The organism is Ralstonia sp. UBA689, from assembly GCF_002298975.1.
Lineage (GTDB): Bacteria > Pseudomonadota > Gammaproteobacteria > Burkholderiales > Burkholderiaceae > Ralstonia.
Map to the genome: position 1 here is coordinate 20,725 of NZ_DBMV01000023.1, position 21,471 is coordinate 42,195.

The 21,471-nt window shown below is 66.3% G+C and carries 21 protein-coding genes; 8 read left to right on the plus strand and 13 right to left on the minus strand.

Features of this window, described 5'->3' with window-relative positions; all coding sequences use genetic code 11:
- Window positions 1-268 precede the first annotated feature (268 nt).
- The 5 genes from B4F51_RS11160 (at window position 269) to B4F51_RS11180 (ending at window position 7,601) form a co-directional block, all read left to right on the plus strand.
- Window positions 269-1,552: a UbiH/UbiF family hydroxylase gene (locus B4F51_RS11160; protein WP_296225479.1), complete on the plus strand. Its 1,284-nt coding sequence runs from the start codon at window positions 269-271 to the stop codon at window positions 1,550-1,552.
- A gap of 37 nt (window positions 1,553-1,589) precedes the next feature.
- Window positions 1,590-2,336, plus strand: coding sequence for a DsbC family protein (locus B4F51_RS11165; RefSeq protein WP_296225481.1), 747 nt, complete (start codon window positions 1,590-1,592; stop codon window positions 2,334-2,336).
- 75 nt (window positions 2,337-2,411) lie between these two features.
- Window positions 2,412-3,428 carry an MDR family oxidoreductase gene (locus tag B4F51_RS11170; protein ID WP_296225483.1) on the plus strand — a complete coding sequence of 339 codons (1,017 nt, stop codon included), beginning with the start codon at window positions 2,412-2,414 and terminating at the stop codon, window positions 3,426-3,428.
- Window positions 3,429-3,496: 68 nt separating this feature from the next.
- A complete protein-coding gene (locus tag B4F51_RS11175; RefSeq protein ID WP_296225509.1) occupies window positions 3,497-5,371 on the plus strand; it encodes a M61 family metallopeptidase in 1,875 nt (624 codons plus the stop codon).
- 13 nt (window positions 5,372-5,384) lie between these two features.
- The gene (locus B4F51_RS11180) at window positions 5,385-7,601 is read left to right on the plus strand and encodes an FUSC family protein (RefSeq protein ID WP_296225485.1); all 2,217 of its coding nucleotides are present in this window, start codon (window positions 5,385-5,387) and stop codon (window positions 7,599-7,601) included.
- A gap of 418 nt (window positions 7,602-8,019) precedes the next feature.
- On the opposite strand, the gene B4F51_RS11185 is transcribed toward B4F51_RS11180, so the two are convergent.
- The 9 genes from B4F51_RS11185 to rpe all read right to left on the minus strand — a co-directional run bounded on the left by B4F51_RS11185 (window position 8,020) and on the right by rpe (window position 15,767).
- A complete protein-coding gene (locus tag B4F51_RS11185; protein ID WP_296225487.1) occupies window positions 8,020-8,820 on the minus strand; it encodes a uracil-DNA glycosylase in 801 nt (266 codons plus the stop codon).
- Window positions 8,817-9,476, minus strand: a complete 660-nt coding sequence (locus tag B4F51_RS11190; RefSeq protein ID WP_296225489.1) for a CYTH domain-containing protein — start codon at window positions 9,474-9,476, stop codon at window positions 8,817-8,819. The genes B4F51_RS11185 and B4F51_RS11190 overlap by 4 nt, the downstream gene beginning before the upstream one ends.
- 12 nt (window positions 9,477-9,488) lie before the next feature.
- Window positions 9,489-10,292, minus strand: coding sequence for an indole-3-glycerol phosphate synthase TrpC (gene trpC / locus B4F51_RS11195; RefSeq protein WP_296225491.1), 804 nt, complete (start codon window positions 10,290-10,292; stop codon window positions 9,489-9,491).
- Window position 10,293: 1 nt separating this feature from the next.
- Window positions 10,294-11,331 carry an anthranilate phosphoribosyltransferase gene (gene trpD, locus B4F51_RS11200; RefSeq protein ID WP_296225493.1) on the minus strand — a complete coding sequence of 346 codons (1,038 nt, stop codon included), beginning with the start codon at window positions 11,329-11,331 and terminating at the stop codon, window positions 10,294-10,296.
- Window positions 11,332-11,344: 13 nt separating this feature from the next.
- Window positions 11,345-11,791: a lysozyme inhibitor LprI family protein gene (locus tag B4F51_RS11205; protein WP_296225494.1), complete on the minus strand. Its 447-nt coding sequence runs from the start codon at window positions 11,789-11,791 to the stop codon at window positions 11,345-11,347.
- The gene (locus tag B4F51_RS11210; protein ID WP_296225495.1) at window positions 11,791-12,360 is read right to left on the minus strand and encodes an aminodeoxychorismate/anthranilate synthase component II; all 570 of its coding nucleotides are present in this window, start codon (window positions 12,358-12,360) and stop codon (window positions 11,791-11,793) included. The genes B4F51_RS11205 and B4F51_RS11210 overlap by 1 nt, the downstream gene beginning before the upstream one ends.
- 17 nt (window positions 12,361-12,377) lie before the next feature.
- Window positions 12,378-13,916: an anthranilate synthase component I gene (gene trpE / locus B4F51_RS11215; protein ID WP_296225496.1), complete on the minus strand. Its 1,539-nt coding sequence runs from the start codon at window positions 13,914-13,916 to the stop codon at window positions 12,378-12,380.
- Between the two features lie 397 nt (window positions 13,917-14,313).
- Window positions 14,314-15,042, minus strand: coding sequence for a phosphoglycolate phosphatase (locus tag B4F51_RS11220; protein WP_296225497.1), 729 nt, complete (start codon window positions 15,040-15,042; stop codon window positions 14,314-14,316).
- Window positions 15,039-15,767 (minus strand): ribulose-phosphate 3-epimerase, encoded by a 729-nt coding sequence (gene rpe, locus B4F51_RS11225; protein ID WP_296225498.1) that lies wholly within the window; start codon window positions 15,765-15,767, stop codon window positions 15,039-15,041. The genes B4F51_RS11220 and rpe overlap by 4 nt, the downstream gene beginning before the upstream one ends.
- Before the next feature lie 144 nt (window positions 15,768-15,911).
- Here rpe and apaG point away from each other — a divergent pair, with 144 nt between their 5' ends.
- Complete coding sequence (gene apaG, locus B4F51_RS11230; protein WP_296225499.1) at window positions 15,912-16,286, plus strand: Co2+/Mg2+ efflux protein ApaG; 375 nt, start codon at window positions 15,912-15,914, stop codon at window positions 16,284-16,286.
- Here the strand turns inward: apaG and B4F51_RS11235 are convergent, their stop codons facing one another.
- Window positions 16,287-16,529: a hypothetical protein gene (locus B4F51_RS11235; RefSeq protein ID WP_296225500.1), complete on the minus strand. Its 243-nt coding sequence runs from the start codon at window positions 16,527-16,529 to the stop codon at window positions 16,287-16,289. It lies immediately after the preceding gene.
- A gap of 72 nt (window positions 16,530-16,601) precedes the next feature.
- Here B4F51_RS11235 and B4F51_RS11240 point away from each other — a divergent pair, with 72 nt between their 5' ends.
- Complete coding sequence (locus tag B4F51_RS11240) at window positions 16,602-17,744, plus strand: murein transglycosylase A (RefSeq protein WP_296225501.1); 1,143 nt, start codon at window positions 16,602-16,604, stop codon at window positions 17,742-17,744.
- Window positions 17,745-17,754: 10 nt separating this feature from the next.
- Here the strand turns inward: B4F51_RS11240 and paaK are convergent, their stop codons facing one another.
- The 3 genes from paaK to paaG form a co-directional block, all read right to left on the minus strand.
- Window positions 17,755-19,059 carry a phenylacetate--CoA ligase PaaK gene (gene paaK, locus B4F51_RS11245; RefSeq protein WP_296225502.1) on the minus strand — a complete coding sequence of 435 codons (1,305 nt, stop codon included), beginning with the start codon at window positions 19,057-19,059 and terminating at the stop codon, window positions 17,755-17,757.
- Window positions 19,060-19,150: 91 nt separating this feature from the next.
- Window positions 19,151-19,555 (minus strand): hydroxyphenylacetyl-CoA thioesterase PaaI, encoded by a 405-nt coding sequence (gene paaI, locus B4F51_RS11250; protein ID WP_296225511.1) that lies wholly within the window; start codon window positions 19,553-19,555, stop codon window positions 19,151-19,153.
- Window positions 19,556-19,625: 70 nt separating this feature from the next.
- On the minus strand, window positions 19,626-20,414 hold the full coding sequence (gene paaG, locus B4F51_RS11255; protein WP_296225503.1) for a 2-(1,2-epoxy-1,2-dihydrophenyl)acetyl-CoA isomerase PaaG: 789 nt from the start codon (window positions 20,412-20,414) through the stop codon (window positions 19,626-19,628).
- An 82-nt stretch (window positions 20,415-20,496) separates the two neighbouring features.
- Here paaG and B4F51_RS11260 point away from each other — a divergent pair, with 82 nt between their 5' ends.
- Window positions 20,497-21,273, plus strand: coding sequence for an enoyl-CoA hydratase (locus B4F51_RS11260; protein ID WP_296225504.1), 777 nt, complete (start codon window positions 20,497-20,499; stop codon window positions 21,271-21,273).
- The last annotated feature ends 198 nt before the right edge of the window (window positions 21,274-21,471 follow it).

A 21,471-nucleotide genomic window follows, 5' to 3' on the forward strand; every position in this document is an offset into this window, starting at 1 on the left:
GCCTTCCATGTGGATTGCGAGGTGGAAGTAGCGTCACATCCCGGGTCGGCTGCATGCCAAGTCGTGGCCACTTTCAGGATGAAGGGAGCACTTCAGACGGCAAGCAAGTGCATGTCGGGTCGCAACTCTTGAAAGTGATCCAACCGTATCTCGATGACGTCGTAGGCGTAAACACCGACCGTACTCACTTCAGCGTCAGGTGGCTGCCGTGGCACATTTGCGCGCCAGCAAAGCCGCGCCAACCCCCGCCGCTATAATCGGCCCCACCATGAATACACCCGCGTTTTCCTCTTCCAAGGCGGCGCCGGCCTACCACCTGGCTGTGGTCGGCGGCGGCATTGTCGGGCGCGCGTGCGCGCTGCGGCTGGCGCAGATCGGCCTGCGTGTGGCGCACATTGCACCGCCCGCGCCGCCTGCCACTCCAGCCGGCCCGGACACCTGGGACGCGCGCGTCTACGCGTTCTCGTCCAGCTCGCAGGCGCTGCTGGAACAGCTTCGCATCTGGCCCGCGCTCGACATGACGCGCGTGCAGCCTGTGCATGACATGCGCATCTTTGGCGACGACGCAGCCGCGCGCGGCGAGCATGCCCACGCCGATCTGCATTTCTCCGCCTACGCGGCCGGCGCGCCGCAGCTGGCGTGGATTGCCGAATCGTCGCTGGTCGAGCGCGCGCTGGAAACCGCGCTGCGTTTCGCCCACACCGTGCAGACCTTCCCGCACGCCGCCACCGGCTTCGAAATGGAAGCCGATGCCGTGCGCCTGACGCTGGCCGACGGGCAGGTGATCCGCGCCGAATGCGTGATCGGTGCCGACGGCAAGCATTCGTGGGTGCGTGAGCAGGCCGGCATCCAAGCCGAGGCGAGGCCGTATCGCCAGTTGGGCGTCGTGGCCAACTTCCAGGCCGAGCACTGGCACCAGGACACCGCGTGGCAGTGGTTTCTCGGCGCCTCGGCTGCCCAGGCCGCTGCGCCCGACGACAAGACGCCCGCGCGCGGCGAGATCCTGGCGATGCTGCCGTTGCCCGACCGGCGCGTGTCGATGGTGTGGTCGGCCGACGAGGGCCATGCCCGTGAACTGCTGGCCCTGTCGCCCGACGCGCTGTGCCGCGCTGTGGAGGCCGCCGCGGGTGGCGCCGTCGCTGCACGCTTCGGGCGCCTGTCGTGCATCACGCCTGCGCAGGGCTTCCCGCTCATCCTGCAGCACGCCAGCCGGCTGGTCGCGCCGCGGGTGGCGCTGGTGGGCGACGCGGCCCATGTGATCCATCCGCTGGCCGGGCAGGGCATGAATCTTGGCCTTAGGGATGTGGCTGAAATTGGCAAGGTGATGGCGGAACGTGAAACCATGCGCGATCATGGCGATCTGAGGTTGTTGCGCCGTTACGAGCGTGCCCGCCGCGAAGACCTGCTCTCGCTCACGGCCGCCACCGACGGCCTGCACAAGCTGTTCGCCCTGCCGGGCGCGCTGCCCCGCACGGTACGCAATGCGGGCATGCGCATGGTGGGCATGACGCCATTCATCAAACGCCTGCTGGTCAGGCATGCACTCGGCTGAACCATCAGCCTGCGCTTTCGGGGTTCCAGGAGCTTTTATGTCGTTTCGTATTCGGGTGGCGGCCATCGCCTCGGCGGTGGCAGTGGCCGCCATTGGCGCGGGTTATGTGCTGACGGCCGGCGCCGCCGAGCCCGCGCTGGACAAGGTCAAGGCCAGCGTGCAGAAAGCACTCGGAGCCAATGTCGAGATCAAGAGCGTCGCCAAGTCGCCGCTGGCGGGCCTGTACGAGATCAACCTTGGCAGCCAGGTCGTCTACAGCGATGCCACCGGCCGCTACGTGCTCAACGGCGACCTGCTGGACACACAGACCGCCACCAACCTCACGCAAGAGCATCTGGCCGAACTGAACCGCGTCAAGTGGGCCGACCTGCCGCTGGACCGCGCAGTCAAGTGGGTCAAGGGCAACGGCGCACGCAAGATCGCCGTGTTCTCGGATCCGAACTGCCCGTACTGCCACAAGCTGGAGCAGATGCTCACGCAGGTCGACAACATCACGGTCTACACGTTCCTGTTCCCGATCCTCTCGGAAGACTCCAACACCAAGGCCAAGCAGATCTGGTGCTCGGCCGACCGGGCCAAGGCCTGGCGCGACTGGATGACCGCCAAAACCGCCCCGGGCGGCGCCGGCAACTGCGAGACGCCGCTGGAGGCCAACCTCAAGCTCGGCCAGTCGCTCAACGTGACGGGCACGCCGGCCATCATCTTCCCCGACGGCTCGCGGGCCCCGGGCCTGATCGATGCGGCCACGCTGGAGCGCAAGTTCGCCTCGCTCAAGAAGTCGTAAGCCACAATATGAACGCGCCGGTCTCCCCGGCGCTTTTTCTTTGCCCCTGCCCAACACAACCACACCGGAGACACCATGTCGTTTCGCGCACTGATGCTGGAAAAGCAGGATGGCGGTCCGCTGGCCCACGTCGTCGAACTCGACGAGGCCGCGCTCAACTCATCCGAGGCGCTCGCCAACGAGGTGACCGCCGGCGACGTGCTGATCCGCGTGGATTGGTCGACGATCAATTACAAGGACGGCCTGGCCATCACCGGCAAAGGGCCAGTGGTGCGCAAGTGGCCGATGGTGGCCGGCATCGACGGCGCGGGCGTGGTGCTGGATTCGTCGCATCCGGATTGGAAGACGGGCGATGCCGTCGTGCTCAACGGCTGGGGCGTCGGCGAGGTGCATTGGGGCTGCCTCGCACAGCGGGCGCGCCTGTCCGGCGATTGGCTCGTCGCGCTGCCGGCCGGGCTCGATGCGCGGCAGGCCATGGCGATCGGCACGGCGGGTTACACGGCGATGTTGTCGGTGCTTGCGCTGGAGCGTGCCGGCGTGAAACCCGGCGACGGCGAGGTGCTGGTGACGGGCGCTTCGGGCGGTGTCGGTTCCATCGCCATCGCGCTGCTGGGCAAGCTCGGCTATCGCGTGGTGGCCTCCACCGGCAAGACGAGCGAAGCCGACTTCCTGCGCGCGCTGGGCGCGGCGGATGTGATCGACCGCACCGAACTGTCTGCCCCGGGCAAGCCGCTGCAGAAGGAGCGCTGGGCGGCGGTGGTGGATTCGGTGGGCTCGCACACGCTGGCCAATGCGTGCGCGCAGGTGCGCTACGGCGGTGTGGTCACCGCTTGCGGGCTCGCGCAGGGCATGGATTTTCCGGCCACGGTGGCGCCGTTCATCCTGCGCGGCGTGACGCTGCACGGCATCGACAGCGTGATGGCGCCGCGCGCGCTGCGCCAGACGGCGTGGCAGCGCCTGGCGGCTGATCTGCTCCCCGATCGCCTGGCCGCCATCACGCGCGAGGTGACGCTGTCGGAAGCCATCGACGCGGCGCACGACATCATGGCCGGCAAGATGCGCGGCCGCGTGGTCGTCGACGTCAACCGTTAGGCTGACACGCGGGTTTCCAGGCGATTCCGGAATCGGCAGCATGGGACGGCAACGCTACAATGTCCGCCATGAAGCCGATCCGCTACACCATCGCCCCCACCGCGCCCGAGGCGCACGTCTTTACCGTCACCGTCACGGTCGATTTGCCCGACAGCCAAGGCCAGCGGTTCTCGCTGCCGGCATGGATTCCGGGCAGCTACATGATCCGCGAGTTCGCACGCAACATCGTGCGCATCGAGGCGGCATCGGGCGATAAGCCAGTGCGCCTGACCAAGCACGACAAGCACACCTGGCAGGCCGCGCCGTGCAGCGGGCCGCTGACCGTTTCGTACGATGTCTATGCGTGGGATTTGTCGGTGCGGGCCGCGCACCTGGACGCCACGCACGGCTTCTTCAACGGCACGTCGGTGTTCCTGCGCGTGGAAGGCGCGGACCGCCTGCGCTGCCTGGTCGACATCCAGCCGCCCGCCGGTGACGCTTACCGTGGCTGGCGTGTCGCCACGGCGCTGCGCGAGGCCGGTGGCCGCATCCATGGCAAGGCCGGTGCCAAGCGCTACGGCTTCGGCTGGTACGAGGCGGCCGACTACGACGAGCTGATCGACCACCCCGTCGAGATGGGCACCTTCGCGCTGGTCTCGTTCGAGGCTTGCGGTGCGCAGCACGATGCCGTCTTCACCGGCCGCGTGCCCAACCTCGATCTCGAACGCATTGCCCGCGACTTCAAGCGCATCTGCGAAGCGCAGATCCGCCTGTTCGAGCCGCAGACCGCCGTCGCGCCGTTCCTCGACAGCAACCGCCGCTACGTCTTCATGACGATGGTGACGGGCGATGGATACGGCGGCCTGGAGCACCGCGCCAGCACGGCCCTCATGTGCGCGCGCAATGACCTGCCCGTGACCGGCCGCGACGAGACGACGGAGGGCTATCGCACCTTCCTCGGCCTTGTCAGCCACGAGTATTTCCACACCTGGAACGTCAAGCGCATCAAGCCCGCCGCCTTCGTGCCGTACGCGCTCGACCGCGAGGTGCATACGCCGCTGCTGTGGCTGTTCGAGGGCTTTACCAGCTATTACGACGACCTGATGCTGGTGCGCTCGGGCCTGATTTCCGAGGCGCAGTACCTGGAGATGATCGCCAAGACGTGGAACGGCGTGCTGCGCGGCAGCGGGCGCCTGAAGCAGAGCGTGGCCGAAAGCTCGTTCGACGCGTGGACGAAGTATTACCGCCAGGACGAGAACGCCCCCAACGCCATCGTCAGCTACTACACCAAGGGTTCGCTGGTGGCGCTGGCCCTGGATATGACGATCCGCACGCAGACCGACGGCGAACGGTCTCTCGACGACGTCATGCGCGCGCTGTGGGCCGCCTACGGCCGCGACTTCTACGCGCCCGGCCACACGCAGCGCGGCGTGACCGAAGCCGAGCTGATCGCCCTGATGGAAGAGATCACCGGCCTGCGCCTGCGCACGCTGGTGCGCCAGTTGACCGAAGGGCGCGATGATCTGCCGCTGCCCGCGTTGTTCAAGGCGATTGGCGTGAGCGCAACGCGCAAAGCGGCTGAGACGGCGCTCAGTCTGGGCATCAAGGCCGGCGCCGAGAATGGTTTCGTCAAGCTGCAGCAGGTGTTCGACGGCAGCCCGGCGCAGCGTGGCGGTTTGTCCGCCGGTGACCTGATCGTCGCGGTGGACGGCCTGCGCGTACCGGCCGGTCAGCTCGACAAGACCCTGACGCGCTACAGCGCTGGCGACACGGTGCCCGTGCACGTGTTCCGCCGCGACGAGCTGCTGCAACTGGACGTGATGCTCGCCGTGGATGCGACGCCGCAGTTCACGCTGGCGCTGGCCTCCGAGCCGTCGCCGCTGCGCTCGGCGTGGCTGGGCAAGCGCGCGGCGGCACGTCGGGTTGTGCGCGACGTGCGCACGGCGCGCGGCAAGGCGGCCTGACCCGCGCCGCTCGATGGACTACGTACACGATCCACGCACCTTCCTCTACAGCCATTACGTCTCGCGCGGCATCCGCACTGCCACCGGCGTGATCGGCCTGACGCTGCTCGCCCTGCTGGTGATGGACCTGCAGGGCGCGATGGTGGTATCGATCGGTGCGATGTGCACCAGCCTGATGGACTTGCCCAGCCCGCTGCGGCACAAGTTCAACGAGATGCTGGCGTGCGTGCTGCTGACCACAGCAATCACCTTCATCGTGGCGGTGGCCACGCCGTACCCGATCCTGCCGGTGGTGATCGTGCTGGTCACTTTCCTGGCCGGGCTGATGGTGGCGTACGGCAACAAGACGATGCCGCTGCAGTTCGCGGCGCTGTTCGTCATGACGCTCACCTTTACCGAGGAGTTCGCCTTCCGCGAAGCGGTGGAACACACCGTGCAGTTCTTCCTCGGTGCCGCCGGCTACATGGCTTTTGCGATGGCGGTGGCGTGGGTCCAGCGGCGCCGCATCAAGGAGCAGGTGCTGGCCGAGTGCTTGTACGAACTGGCCGTGTACGTCGAGCGCAAGGCCGGCTTCTACGACGCCTCCAAGGATTTCGACGAACAGTTCAACGCGCTCGTGCGCCAGCAGATTTCCGTCGCCGACAAGCAGCAGGTGGCGCGCGACTTCGTCTTCCGCGACAACCGCACCGCCAGCGACGGGCGCCTGGTGCAGATCCACATGCGGATGCTCGACATCTACGAGTACCTGCTGTCGTCCAACACCGATTACCCGCTGCTGCGCCAGTGGCTGGCCGATGCCGAGATCCTGCGCCTGCTGCACGGGATCATCGAGCGCCTGCGCCAGGACATCGAGGGCGTCGCCTACGCTGTCGGTCGCGATCACCCGTCGCCCACGCCGATGTCGTACGAGCAGGAGATGGCCGCCATCGACGCGGCGTTGCAGGAACTGCAGCGCGATCCCCACGGCACGCCGCTGGAGGCGATTGCCGCGCTGGAGGAATCGGTGGCGACGGTGCGCGGCGCGATCCGCCTGATGGCGCAATTGCATGCCGCCACCGCCACGCAGGTCGAGCCGTCCAAGGTGCTGCTGCGTCCTGACATGACGCCGTTCCTGACGCGCCAGAAGTACGAACTGCGGCTGGTGCTGGAAGAGTTGACGTGGCGCTCGCCTGTGCTGCGTTTTGCGCTGCGCATCTCGATGGCGGTCGCGGCCGGGCTGTGGATTGCAGGCCACCTGCCGTATGCCTCGCATGGCTACTGGGTCTTGCTGACCATTGTCGTGATCCTCAAGCCGACCTTCAGCATGACGCGCCAGCGCAATGTGGACCGCGTGCTCGGCACCCTCATTGGCTGCGTGATCGCGGCGGTGATCCTGCACTACACCCATTCGACGTGGATTCTGATGGGCGTGCTGTACCTGTCCGCCGCCGCCAGCGCCGCCTTCGTCACCGTCCGCTACCGCTACACGGCCATCGCCGCGTGCGTGCAGGTGCTCATCCAGATCAACCTGCTGCTGCCCGGCGCCAAGAACGTCGTCGGCGAGCGGCTGATCGATACGCTGATCGGCGCGGCCATCGCCACCGCTTTCAGCTACGTGTTGCCCGCCTGGGAATACCGCAACCTGCCCAAACGGGTGGACGACGTGCTGCGCACCAACCGGCGCTTTATCGAGGCGGCGCGCGACTTGCTGCTCGGCTCGCTTAAGGACGATTTCGCCTACCGCGTGCAGCGCAAGCAATACATGGAATCGCTGACCGGCTTGATCTCCGCCTTCGCGCGCATGCTGGACGAGCCCAAGAGCCGCCACCGCGCGGTGGACAATCTGAACCGCTTCATTGTGCAGAACTACCTGGTGGCCGCGCATGTGGCCGCCGTGCGCATCCTGGTGCGCCAGCGCACGCAGGAGTTGGATGAGGCCGACACGCGCGCGCTCATCGAGCAGACTGTCGAGTCCGCTCTGGAAAGCCTCACGCGTGCCAAGGAGCGCTTTGACCAAGCCGTGCACGAAGGTGGCTGGGGGGTGCGCCCGCGAGACACACAGGAACTCGGTGCGGCAGATTTTGCCGATCAGGCGGCGCGTTCGCGCATGGTCGATGCGGCGACGGAGTCCGATTCGCTGTCGGCCATGCACCTGCTGGAGCGGCGCCTGCAGGCGCTGCGGGCCGATACGACCAAGATCGCGTTGCGCTGCGGCGCATTGGGCCGCGCGCTGCGCATTTCGAGGGACTAGGCCCGACGGCCGGCGTCGGGGCATCCGACGATGCGCCGGAAAGACACGTATGCAAGGCGCCGAGCCCCATCGGCGAAGCTCTAAGGCCGACTGATGAGGCCTGGCGCACGGTCAATAGGGTTCGGAGCGCCATCTGAACGACACGCAAAGACCCGCCGGCGATGCTCTGAGGTTGACGCTCAGGCCTGGAAGGCCGACATCGAGCTTCAGAGAGCCATCGACGGGGCTCGGAGCGTCATTGGCGCGTCGCTCGGAGAGCCAACGTCGAAGCTCAGAGGGTCAAAGTCGAAGCTTAGAGAGTCAAAGGCGAGCCTCGGAGAGTCAAAGTCGAGTCTCAGAGGGTCAAGATCGAGGCTCGGAGAGTCAACATCGACGTTCGACCCGTCATCGATGCGATTCAGTGGGTTGCCTGTGAGCCTCAGCCTACCTGCGGCTTCAGCCAATCGATCGTCGGCTGGTGTTGCGACGCGAGCCAATCATTGGCCGCTTTGAAATGCCCGCACCCAAGGAACCCGCGATGCGCCGACAGCGGCGATGGGTGCGGCGCCTCCAGCACGAGATGCCCCATTTGCGCGTCATGCAGCAGTGTCCGCTTGGCCTGCGCATGGCTACCCCACAGCATGAACACGCGTTTGTGACCGACGCGCGCCAGATGCTCCAGCAGGCAATCGGTGATGCGTTCCCAGCCGCGCTTGGCGTGGCTGGCGGCTTGGCCTTGCTCGACCGTCAGCACGGTGTTGAGCAGCAGCACACCTTGCTGCGACCAGCCTTCCAGATTGCCCGAGGTGCCGGCCAGCTTCTGGCCGAATTCCGCTTCGATTTCCTTGTAGATATTGCGCAGGCTCGGTGGCACGCGCACACCATTGGGCACCGAGAATGCCAGCCCGTGCGCCTGGGGAATCTCGCGGCCATCGACGATGCCGGTGCCGTGGTATGGGTCCTGACCGAGGATCACCACGCGCACGTCATCCACCGCCGTCAGGTGCAGGGCGCGGAAGACATCAGTCGGGAAGATCGGCTTGCCCGCCGCACGCTCGCCGTCGACGAAGGCGCACAGCGCGGGCCAGTCGGTCTGCGCAAGGCAGGGCGTGAGCAGCGATTTCCAGTCGGCGGGCAGGGCGTCGAATTGCTTGGCGAGCGGAACAAAAGCGCCGCTTGTGGCTTCAGCGGCGGGTTCGTCAAACAGGGCGGCCTGCGCCGGATCGGCGCGGCGCATCATGCTTGCGCTCCCTTGGCCTGCGCGCGCAACTGATAGCCGCGCTGCGCCTTGCTGACATCCAGCGGCGTCAGGCCGGGCATGGCGGTGCGCAGCGTTTGCGTCCAGGCGAGCAGGCGTTCGGCAATCGCCACTTCGTCGAGCGTGCTGCCGGCGGCCGGTTTCCACTCAAGTTCCAGTTCGTCGATGGGTTCGCGAGCATCCGTGCCGGGGATCAGGATGGCGCCGGCATCCAACGCAATCTCGATCTCGCCGCCAGCGGCTGCCACGTGCCACAGGCGGCGCGTGAAGTCGGTGCGGAACAGTGGGGCAAGGGCGCTGGCGTGCGGGCGGACATAGTCGGCAGCCTCCGCTGCGTTGTGGGCGACGAAGGCTTCGACCGAAAGTGCATCACTCTCCAGCGGCACTTCCCATTCGTGCCGTGCGGAGAGGCCAGACGTACTCACTGCTGCGGTTTTCAGCGTCTGCAACCACTGGCTGCCGTGCAGGCGCACACGCAGCGCAGCGCGGTTGCGCGCCAGTGCGTGATCGGGCGTGTCGTAATAGACGTTGGCCAGCTCCACCGAGCCAGCCGCTTGCGCATGCGCATCCAGCCAGCCGACCAGCGCTGCATGCGCGCCAGTCGGGACAGCCAGTTTCAGTTCAATCTCACGTGCCATCGCTCAGGCACATCAAGCAAACAGGCGGGCCAGTTCGGCACCGGGGTCGTCGGCGCGCATGAAGGCTTCTCCGACCAGGAACGCGTTGACCGCGGCGGCGCGCATCTTGCGCACGTCATCCGGCGCGAGGATGCCCGATTCGGTGACGACGATGCGGTCGTCCGGCATGTGCTTGAGCAGGCCGAGCGTGGTGTCGAGCGTGGTTTCGAAGGTGCGCAGGTTGCGGTTGTTCACGCCCACCAGCGGCGTGGACAGGCGTAGCGCGCGGTCCAGCTCGTGGCCGTCGTGCACTTCCACCAGCACGTCCATGCCGAGTTCGAGCGCGCAGGCTTCCAGCTCGGTCATCAGCCCCTGGTCCAGCGCAGCGACGATCAGCAGGATGCAGTCCGCGCCCCACGAGCGCGCCTCGTACACCTGGTACAGGTCGACCATGAAATCCTTGCGCAGCACCGGCAGCGCGCAGGCGGCGCGGGCCTCACGCAGGTAATCGGCGCGGCCCTGGAAGAACTGCTCGTCAGTCAGCACCGACAGGCAGGCGGCGCCGTGTTCTGCATAGCCGCGGGCGATGTCGGCGGGCTTGAAGTTCGGGCGCAGCACGCCCTTGGACGGCGATGCCTTCTTCACTTCGGCAATGACGGCAGCGTTGCCCGCGCCGATCTTGTCGCGCATGGACTTGGCAAAGCCGCGGGGGCCGAGGGCGCTGTCAGTGCGGTTGGCCTCGGCCTCGGCGCGCACGCTGGAGAGGTCACGATGCTTGCGCGCGGCGGCCACTTCTTCGGCCTTTACGGCCAGGATTTTCTGCAGGATGTCGGACATGTCAGGCTTTGAACCGGTTGGTGACGCGCACGAGTTCATCGAGCTTGGCGCGCGCTGCGCCGGAGGCGATCGCCTCGCGGGCCAGCTTCATGCCGTCGCCGATCGAGCCGGCGATGTTGGCCGCATACAGCGCCGCGCCCGCGTTGAGCGAGACGATCTCGCGCGGCGTGCCGGGCTTGTTTTCCAGCGCTTCGAGCAGCATGGCTTTGGATTCCTCGGCGTCGGCCACCTTCAGGCTGCGGTTCGAGACCATCTGCAGCCCAAAGTCTTCCGGGTGGATCTCGTATTCGGTCACCACACCATCCTTCAGCTCGCCGACCAGCGTAGCCGCACCCAGCGACACCTCGTCCATGCCGTCCTTCCCGTACACGACCACGGCGTGCTTGGCGCCCAGACGCTGCATCACGCGCACCTGGATGCCGACGAGGTCCGGATGGAACACGCCCATCAGGATGTTCGGCGCGCCGGCCGGGTTTGTCAGCGGCCCGAGGATGTTGAAGATGGTGCGCACGCCCAGCTCCTTGCGGATCGGGGCGACGTTCTTCATGGCGGGGTGGTGGTTGGGCGCGAACATGAAGCCGATGCCCGCCGTCTCGATGGATTCGGCCACCTGCTCGGGCGTGAGCATGATGTTGACGCCCAGTGCCTCCAGCACATCGGCGCTGCCCGACTTGGAGCTGACGCCGCGCCCGCCGTGTTTTGCGATGCGTGCGCCGGCCGCAGCCGCCACGAACATCGATGCGGTGGAGATGTTGAACGTGTTGGCGCCGTCGCCGCCCGTGCCAACGATGTCGACAAAGTGATCCGACACCTCAGCCGGTACGTCGACCTTGGTGGCGAACTCACGCATCACGGTGGCGGCAGCCGCGATTTCGCCGATGGTCTCTTTCTTGACGCGCAGCCCCACGGTGATGGCGGCGGCCATGACGGGCGACATCTCGCCGCGCATGATCAGCCGCATCAGGTGCAGCATTTCGTCGTGGAAGATCTCGCGGTGTTCGATACAGCGCGTCAGCGCTTCTTGCGGGGTGATGGACATGGTGGTTCCGTATTCAGTTGGGCGCCGCCGGAGCCGCAGCCGGGGTGGCCGGCTGTGCGGCTTCACGCAGGGCGCCGATGCGCTCGCGCGAGAGATCGGCCTCGCACGCGGCTTCAGCCAGGTCGGCATCGGGCGTGTTGCGGGCCAAGCGGCGTGACAGGTCGCATTCGGCCTGCCGATAGAGTTGGTGTGCGCGCACGGTGCGGTCGAAGGCCATGGCGGCGCCGCGGTCGATGCCGTCCTTGGCGGCCACGCGTGTGCGCAGGTCGTTGCGTCGTGCGGATTCCACCGCCGCCAACTCGGCCAGCGCAGCCTTGCGCGCGGCCTGCACGCAGTGGGCGACGTCGCCGGCTTCGGGCTGGGCGGTGCGGCAGGCTTGCAGCGTGCCGGCCATCGCCGACAGCGGCGCCAGCATCGCCGTCGCTGCCGTCATCAGCGCCGCGCACGCACGGGCGCGCATCAGACGCGTTCCTTCAGGAAGTTGGCGAGCAGCGCGTGGCCATGTTCCGACAGGATCGATTCCGGGTGGAACTGCACGCCCTCCACGGGCAGCGTCTTGTGGCGCACGCCCATGATTTCGCCATCTTCCGTCCAGGCGGTGACCTCCAGGCAGTCGGGCAGCGTCTCGCGCTCGATCGCCAGCGAGTGATAGCGCGTCACCTTGAAGTGGCGCGGCAGGTTGGCGAACACGCCGACGCCGGTGTTCTCAATGGTGCTGACCTTGCCGTGCATCACCTTCTGCGCACGGATCACGCGCCCGCCGAACGCATCGGCAATGGCCTGGTGCCCCAGGCACACGCCCAGGATGGGCACGCGCCCCGCAAAGTGCTTGAGCGCCGGAACGAGGATGCCGGCTTCCGCCGGTGTGCACGGCCCGGGCGACAGGCAGATCCGCTCGGGGTTCAGGCGCTCGATGTCTTCGATCGTGATCTCGTCGTTGCGATACGTGCGCACGTCCTGACCCAACTCGCCGAAGTACTGGACGATGTTGTAGGTAAAGGAGTCGTAGTTGTCGATCATCAAAAGCATGTTGGGCTCCTTACCACTCAAAAGAAATCGGCATCGAGGCCGTCCTGCACCTGCTCGGCAGCGCGCAGCACGGCGCGCGCCTTGTGTTCGGTCTCGCGCCATTCGGCATCGGGGTCCGAATCGGCCACCACGCCGGCGGCGGCCTGCACATACAGGTTGCCGTCCTTGATGATGCCGGTGCGGATGGCGATGGCCAGGTCCATCTCGCCCGAGAACGAGAGATAGCCCACCGCGCCGCCGTAGATGCCGCGCTTGACCGGCTCCAGCTCGTCGATGATCTCCATCGCACGCACCTTGGGCGCGCCCGACAGCGTGCCGGCCGGGAAGGTCGCGCGCAGCACGTCCATGTTGGTCATGCCGGGCTTCAGGCGCCCCTCGACCGAACTGACGATGTGCTGCACGTGGGAATACTTCTCGATGATCATCTGGTCCGTCACTTTGACCGAGCCGATTTCGGCAATGCGGCCGATGTCGTTGCGCGCCAGGTCGATCAGCATGACGTGCTCGGCGATCTCCTTCGGATCGTTGAGCAGCTCGGTGGCGAGTTCAGCATCGCGCTCGGGCGTGTTGCCGCGCGGGCGCGTGCCGGCCAGCGGGCGGATCGTGACGATGCGGGCGGATTCATCCGCACCATTGCCATTGCTGCCTTCGCCAGCCGGCACACGGCGCTCTTCCTGCCGCACCAGGATTTCCGGCGAGGCCCCGACGATCTGCATGTCGCCGAAGTTGTAGAAGTACATATACGGCGATGGGTTCAGCGAGCGCAGCGCGCGGTACAGCGACAGCGGCGCATCGCGGAACGGCTTGACCAGGCGCTGGCCGATCTGCACCTGCATCATGTCGCCAGCGGCGATGTACTCCTTGGCCTTGAGCACAGCGGTGATGTAGTCCGCCTTGTCGAACTCGCGGATGGTGTCCGTGCGCACCGACGGCGACGTCACCGGCACATCCACCGGCTGGTGCAGCTTGGTGCGCAGCGCACGCAGGCGTTGCTTGGCGCGCGAATAGGCCTCGGGCTTGGACGGATCGGCGTAGACGATCAGGTAAAGCTTGCCTGACAGGTTGTCGATCACGGCCAGCTCTTCGCACAGCATGAGCTGGATGTCGGGCAGTTGCAGGTCGTCGGGCGGGGCAGTCTCAGCCAGGCGGGGCTCGATGAAGCGCACGGCGTCATAGCCGAAGTAGCCTGCCAGGCCGCCGCAGAAGCGGGGCAGGCCGGGGCGCAGCGCCACCTTCTGGCGGCGCTCGAAGGCGGCGATGAAGTCCAGCGGGTTGCCCTCGTGCGTTTCCACCACCTTGCCGTCGGTCACCACCTCGGTGTGGTTGCCCTTCACACGTAGCAGCGTGTGCGCGTGCAGGCCAATGAACGAGTAGCGCCCGAAGCGCTCGCCGCCCACCACCGATTCCAGCAGGAACGTGTGCGTGCCGCGGTCGTGCGATTGCGCCAGCTTCAGGTACAGCGACAGCGGCGTCTCCAGGTCGGCCAGTGCCTCGGCAATCAGCGGGATGCGGTTGTAGCCCTGGTCGGCCAGCGATTTGAATTCGAGTTCGGTCATGAGCGGTCAGGTCGATTCGCCAGACGGGCAAGTGCGCGCCCACCGGCATGCGTTTCGCGCCGTGGCGACACACAGGGTCGACGACGGAACGTTAGCAGAACATCAGGGATGGGAACGCGAAAAACCGTGCGATCCCGCAAGGGTCGTCCGCAAGCCGATAACGACTGCCAGCGGAAGACCGGCGGGCGGTCAGCGTTTTGGGGCAGGAGATGCGGTGGTGGCTCAGGCAGGCGCGCTCGTGACGCGTCAAGTTACAAAACCGAAGCCAAAACCGAGGGAGAACGATCAGCAGCCGTGCAAACGCTTACGCCCGGACGAGGGCGTGCCAGGGCCGCCAGGGCCAAGCCCCCCGGTCACTACCAGCGTCGACGCGTTTGCGATTCAGGAACATGGATCGTCAGTTGGAAGCGGCAGAAGTCGCGTTGTGTGACTCGGCGTAAGGCTGAATCAATTGCGATGCCGCAAAAAGTGTGTCGACTATAGCATCGGCTCCCGCGTCCTGTATAGGCTGGCCGTGGTTGTAGCCATACGGCACCGCCAGGACGCGCATGCCGGCCGCGCGGGCCGCGCGGGCGTCATTTTCGGAGTCGCCGATGGCCACCACTTCGGCTGGCGTCACGCCAAATGCTTCGGCCACCCGCAGCATGGGGTACGGATCGGGCTTGCGGTATGGGAGCGCATCGCCCGGGTAAATCAGGTCGAAATGCTCGGCCAGCCCCAACTGCGTCAGGAGCGGCTGCGTGAAATCGTGTGGCTTGTTCGTCACGCACGCGAGGGCGAGGCCCATGTCGCGCAGCGCTTCCAATCCCTCACGCACGCCGTCATAGACGTTCACGTATTGGCCGTTGATGGCGATGTAGGCGCGTTGATAGGCGTCCAGCGCCTCGGCGAAGCGGCTATTGGTCCGGGCCGGCGGCAGGCGCGCATCGAGCACGCGCCGCACGAGGTTTTCCGAGCCCTTGCCGACGTAGCTGACGACCTCTTCCGCCGACATGTCCGGTACGGCCCCCAGCGTTTCCAGCATCGCGTTGATGGCGGCGTGGAAGTCACCCGCCGTGTCGACCATTGTGCCGTCCAGATCGATGATGACGGCGCGGACCGGGCCCGCCGGCAGCAAGCCCGTCATGCCGCGATGCCTGCCAGGGCCTGGCGCAGCGCGCCGACCGTGCCGCGATAGGCGCCATCTGCGTCCGGCTTGCCAAACACGGCCGAGCCGGCGACGAAGGTGTCAGCACCTGCCTTGGCAATCTCGGCAATGTTGTCGGCCTTCACGCCGCCATCGATCTCCAGCAGGATCTTGCGGCCGGTCTTGTCCTGGTACGCGTCGAGCTTCTGGCGCACCGCGCGCAGTTTGTTCAGCGCCTCAGGGATGAACGACTGCCCGCCGAAGCCCGGGTTGACCGACATGATCAGCACCATGTCCAGACGATCCATCACGTGATCGAGATAGTGCAGCGGCGTGGCCGGGTTGAACACGAGGCCGGCCTTGCAGCCGTTGTCGCGGATCAGCGCCAGCGAGCGGTCGATGTGCTCGGACGCTTCCGGGTGAAAGGTGATCAGATCGGCACCGGCCTTGGCAAAGTCGGGGATGATGCGGTCGACCGGGCTGACCATCAGGTGCACGTCGATCGGCACCGGCTTGCCGTCCTTCTGCGCGTGCGGGCGGATTGCCTCGCACACCAGCGGGCCGACCGTCAGGTTCGGGACGTAGTGGTTGTCCATCACGTCAAAGTGGATCCAGTCGGCGCCCGACTCAAGTACGCGGCGCACTTCTTCGCCCAGGCGGGCAAAGTCGGCGGACAGGATGGACGGGGCGATGCGGAAACCGGACGGATCGATGGCTGCGGGCATGATGGGAGACGGATAAGACGCGCGTCATGCGCGCGAAGGTGCGAAGAAGAGGCCGCCATTTTAGCCGGTTCAGACGTCCGTCCGTGCCTTGCCGCTGCCACGGCCATGCCGCACAATGGGCGCCAATTCTAATTGTGGATTGACATGCCGAGCTACGAACTCACCGTCCAGGTCCGGGCGCGCTACCTGCCGGAGCAATCCGAGCCGGAGCAAGGCAACTACGCCTTTGCTTACACCATCACCATCCGCAACACTGGCGACGTGCCGAGCCAACTGATCTCACGCCACTGGATCATCACCGATGCCGAAGATCAGGTGCAGGAGGTCAGCGGCCTGGGCGTGGTCGGCCACCAGCCGCTGCTGCCGCCGGGTGAATCGTTCGAATACACGAGTTGGGCGACCATCAAGACGCCCGTGGGCACGATGCGCGGCGAGTATTTCTGTGTGGCCGAGGACGGTCACCGCTTCGAAGCGCCGATCCCCGAATTTGCGCTGGTGATGCCGCGCATGCTCCACTGACTACGATGAAGTTTGCGGCGGCTGCGAATCTTTTTGCGCCGTCTCGGTCGATTCCGAGGGCTTGGCGGATTGTTGGTTCTGTTCACCCTGGCGTGATGGGTGGCTGGGCGGGGCACGTAGCGGGCGCGGGTGCTTCTTGGCGCCAGACATCGTCCAGATCACGATGAAGATCAGCAGGAACAGCGCCACGCCGGCCTCCAGGCCGAACAGCATCATCGGATGGTTTTCAAAGAATTCGCTCATGATCGACGGCAAAAGCGTGGGTGCGGGCATTGTAGCCAAGCCCATCGGCATGCCGGACAGGAAGAACGACGTATGACAGCAGCAGCGGTGGCATCGCCTTCTCATCAACCCTCCAGCGGCCGGCGCGGGTGGGGCAGCCTGGCGGCAGCGCTGGTTGCCGTCTTGCTCGCGGCGTGTACGAGCGGGCCGCCGCCGCGCGTCGAAACGCCGCAGCCACCCACCGGCGCGCTCGGCGGCCACCTGGACCCGACCGCCTGGGTCGACGTGACCGGCTGGACCACCGACGACCTCGCCTCCGTCTGGCCTGCCCTGCAGTCGAACTGCCAGGCAATGAAGCGCCGCGCCGACTGGTCGCGCGTGTGCGCCGCCGGCCTGATGGTCGACGCCGGCGACCCGATCGCCATGCGCCTCTTCTTTGAAGACAACTTCACGCCGTACCGCGTGGTCAAGGACGACGGCACCGACAGCGGCCTGATCACCGGCTACTACGAACCGCTGCTGCGCGGCTCGCGTACCCGCCACGGCATTTACCAGACGCCGCTGTACCGCATGCCCGCCGCTTGGCGCGGCAAGACGCTGCCGTCGCGCGCACAGTTGATCCGCAGCCCGGCGCTGCAGGGGCAGGAAGTCGTCTGGGTGGATGACCCTGTCGAGGCGGCCTTCCTGCAGATCCAAGGCTCGGGCCAGGTCCAGTTGGAAGAGGGCGGCATCATGCGCCTGGGCGTGGGCGGCACCAACAACCAGCCGTTTCGCTCGTTCGCGCGCTGGCTGCTCGACCAGGGCGAGATCACGCCCGTGCAGGCGACCATGCAGGGCATCAAGGCCTGGGCGCGCGCCAACCCAGGCCGCGTTGACGAGATGCTCAACATCAACCCGCGCTACGTCTTCTTTACCGAAAACCCTGGCAATAACGATGGCCCGATCGGCAAGCTGGGCGTGCCGCTCACGGACGAGCGCTCGATTGCGGTGGACCCGACGTACATCCCGCTCGGCTCGCCGGTGTTCCTGTCGACGACCAAGCCGCTGTCGACCGAGCCGATCCAGAAGCTGGTGTTTGCGCAGGATGTCGGCTCGGCCATCCGTGGCGCTGTGCGTGCCGACTATTACTTCGGCCACGGCGATGCCGCCGGCGATCTGGCCGGGCGCATGAAGCAGGCCGGCCGCCTGTGGGTGCTGGTGCCGAAGGGCGGCCCCGTCGGTGTCGCGTCGCGCTAGCCAGCCGCCATTAGCCGCGTCGCAAGTCCACCACGCGGCGCGCCTTGCCGACTGAGCGCTCGATGCCGCCTGTCGGCAGGATTTCGATGACTGCGGTCACGCCGACCATCGACTTGATCTCGTGCGCCAAATGATGGCTCGCCGCGCTGGCTGCATCCGCCGACGTGCCCAGCGCCGCTTCTACCCGCACCGTCAGAGTATCCAGCGGCCCTTCTTTGCCCAGCACGCACTGGTAATGCGGTGACAGCGCCGCGTGTTTGAGGACCAACTCCTCAATCTGCGACGGGAACACGTTCACGCCGCGCACAATCATCATGTCGTCGCAGCGGCCGGTGATCTTTTCCATGCGGCGCATGCCCGGGCGTGCGGTGCCGGGCAGCAGGCGCGTCAGGTCGCGCGTGCGGTAGCGCACCACCGGCATCGCTTCCTTGGTCAGCGACGTAAAGACCAACTCGCCGAATTCGCCGTCGGGTAGCACCGCGCCGGTGTCGGGGTCGATGATCTCCGGATAGAAGTGGTCTTCCCAGATGGTCGGGCCGTCCTTGGTTTCGGCGCATTCGCTGGCGACGCCTGGGCCCATCACTTCCGATAGGCCGTAGATATCCACCGCCGACAGCCCCAAGCGCGCCTCGATGGCCGTGCGCATCTCGGGCGTCCAGGGTTCGGCGCCGAAGATGCCGATCTCCAGACTCGATGCCGCTGGGTCCACGCCTTGCCGCGCGAACTCGTCGGCAATTGCCAGCATGTAGCTGGGCGTCACCATGATGATCTGCGGCTCGAAATCGCGGATGAGCTGCACCTGCCGTTCGGTCTGGCCGCCGCCGAACGGGATCACGGTGAGGCCCGCGCGCTCGGCGCCGTAGTGCGCGCCCAGCCCGCCGGTGAAGAGGCCATAGCCGTAGCTCACGTGGACCTTGTCGCCGCGCCGAGCCCCCGCCGCGCGGATCGAGCGCGCTACCAGCCCGGCCCATGTATCGATGTCCGCCAGCGTGTAGCCGACCACGGTGGGTTTGCCGGTCGTGCCCGACGACGCGTGGATGCGCGCAATCCGATCCTGCGGCACCGCGAACATGCCGAATGGGTAGTTGTCGCGCAGATCCGCCTTGGTCGTGAACGGGAACTTCGCCAGGTCGGAGAGCGATCGCAGGTCCGACGGATGTACGCCAGCCGCGTCAAACTTGGCCCGGTACGCCGCCACGTTGTCATACGCGTGGGCGAGGCTGCGCTTCAGGCGCTCCAGTTGCAACGCCTGGACGGCATCGCGGCTGGCGGTCTCGATGGGATCAAGCGGCAGGTCGGTCGAGCGGGGGCGCATGCGGGTCTCCTCGGGGCGCCGTCATGCGGCGTCCTCTTATGGTGGGCGCTGTCGAGGACTCTACATCTACATATAGGGAGCTGGATGGTGCTCAGTGTTCCGTGCTGTCAGGTACAGGAATGACGTGACCCCGGATCTGCGCCGACTTGCCGCGGAACATGGCGACCACCTCGCCGGTCTGGTTGGATACGCGCACGTCGTACACACCGTGGCGGCCGGACAGGATCTGCTCGGTCGCCTCGGCCGTAAGCACGTCGCCGCCGTGCGCCGGCCGCAGGAACTCGACGCTGCAGCCGGCAGCCACCGTGTTGTGATTGTGGCTGTTGCAGGCAAAGGCAAAGGTGGAATCGGCCAGCGAAAAAATCAGCCCACCGTGGCACGTGCGGTGCCCGTTGAGAAATTCGGGCCGCACGGTCATGGACAGGCGGGCGTAGCCGGGGCCGACCGCCTCCACGCGCATGCCTAGCCAGCGGGTGCAGGCGTCGGCGTCATACATGCTCTTGCAGGCGGCTTCGGCCAGGGCCTGCGCATCTTGGAGGGCGGTCTCGGTCACGCTCGGGTTTCCCTTATTCACCAGTGAAGTGCGCTACGCGCTTGTTGAGGAAGGCGTCCACGCCCTCAGCGTAGTCGCGGGAGTTGCCCAGCTCGCGCTGCAGGTCGCGCTCCAGGTCGAGCTGCGCGTCGAGCGACTGCGTGGGTGCCGCGTGCATGGCGCGCTTGATGGCGGCCAGTGCCCGGGTCGGCTGTTTGGCCAGGTGGTCGGCCGTCGCATTGACCTCTGTCATGAGGATCTTGGCGTCGTGATAGACGCCCCAGATCAGCCCCCAGGCCAGCGCGGTCTTGGCATCTAGCTTCTCGCCCAGCATCGCTAGCCCCATCGCCCGTGCCACGCCGATGCGCTGCGGCAGGAACCACGTGCCGCCCGAATCCGGCAGCAGGCCGATCTTCACGAAGGCCTGCAGGAAACACGCGTTCTCGGCCGCCAGCACGATGTCGCACGCCAGCGCCAAGTTGGCGCCGGCGCCCGCCGCCACGCCGTTGACAGCCGCAATCACCGGCAGCGGCAGCGCGCGCAGCCGGCGCACCAGCGGATTGAACTGTTCGTCGATGAGTTGCCCCAGGTCGGTCATCTGCCCGGGCGTGAAGCTGAGTTCGGAGAGATCCTGCCCCGCGCAGAAGCCGCGTCCCGCGCCAGTCAGGATCAGCGCACGGGCGTGCTGACGCTCCACCTTGTCCAGGGCTTCGCGCAGTTCGCGGTGCATGCCGGCCGTAAAACTGTTGAGCTGGTCGGGGCGATTGAGCGTGATAGTGGCCACGCGGTCGTGCCAGTCGAGCAGAATGGTGGGGTTTGTCATCTTGTCTCCTTCTGATCACAGGTCGATTGATTAACCGACCGGTTGGTCGGCAAATGCTACATCGATTTCAACTGGAGCTTCCATGTCCTACGAAAACATTCTGGTCGAAACGCGCGGCCGTGTCGGCCTGATTACGCTCAACCGTCCCAAGGCACTCAACGCACTCAACGATGCGCTCATGGATGAGCTGGGCGCTGCGCTGCTCGCCTTCGATGCCGCCCCTGATATTGGCGCAATCGTCCTCACTGGCAGCGAGAAGGCGTTCGCGGCCGGCGCCGACATTGCCGCCATGGTCGATTACGATTTCGCCACCGTCTATAAGAATGAATACATCACGCGCAATTGGGAAACCATCCGCCGCGTGCGCAAACCGGTGATCGCCGCGGTGGCCGGCTACGCGCTGGGTGGTGGCTGCGAGGTGGCCATGATGTGCGACATCATCCTGGCTGCAGATACCGCCAAGTTTGGCCAGCCCGAAATCAAGCTGGGCACCATGCCCGGCGCTGGTGGCACGCAGCGCCTGCCCCGCGCCGTTTCCAAGGCCAAGGCCATGGACCTATGCCTGACCGCCCGCATGATGGGCGCCGAAGAAGCGGAGCGCGCCGGCCTGGTCTCGCGCGTCGTTCCCGCCGACAAGCTTCTCGACGAAGCCATCGCCGCCGCCGAAACCATTGCCGGCTTCTCGCTACCCACGGTCATGATGATCAAGGAGTCGATCAACGCCGCCTACGAAACCTCGCTCACCGAGGGGGTACACCTGGAGCGCCGCCTTTTCCACGCCACCTTCTCGACAGAGGACCAGAAGGAAGGCATGCGCGCGTTTCTGGACAAGCGTCCGCCGGCGTTCAAACACCAATAGGCAGAGGGCAGAGGTTGCCTGGGTGACTTCGGGAATACCCGAGTAACTACATCGGGTATCCTGAGCGCCATTTTGCTGTCGATTTTGGCCGGCAATCTCAGGCTCAGACTGGGCTGGCGGGCATTCTTCATGGGGTCGTCATCAGCCGGTCACGATAAAGGTGTTGCCAAGCTCCGGAAACCTGCCTAATATTCGCCC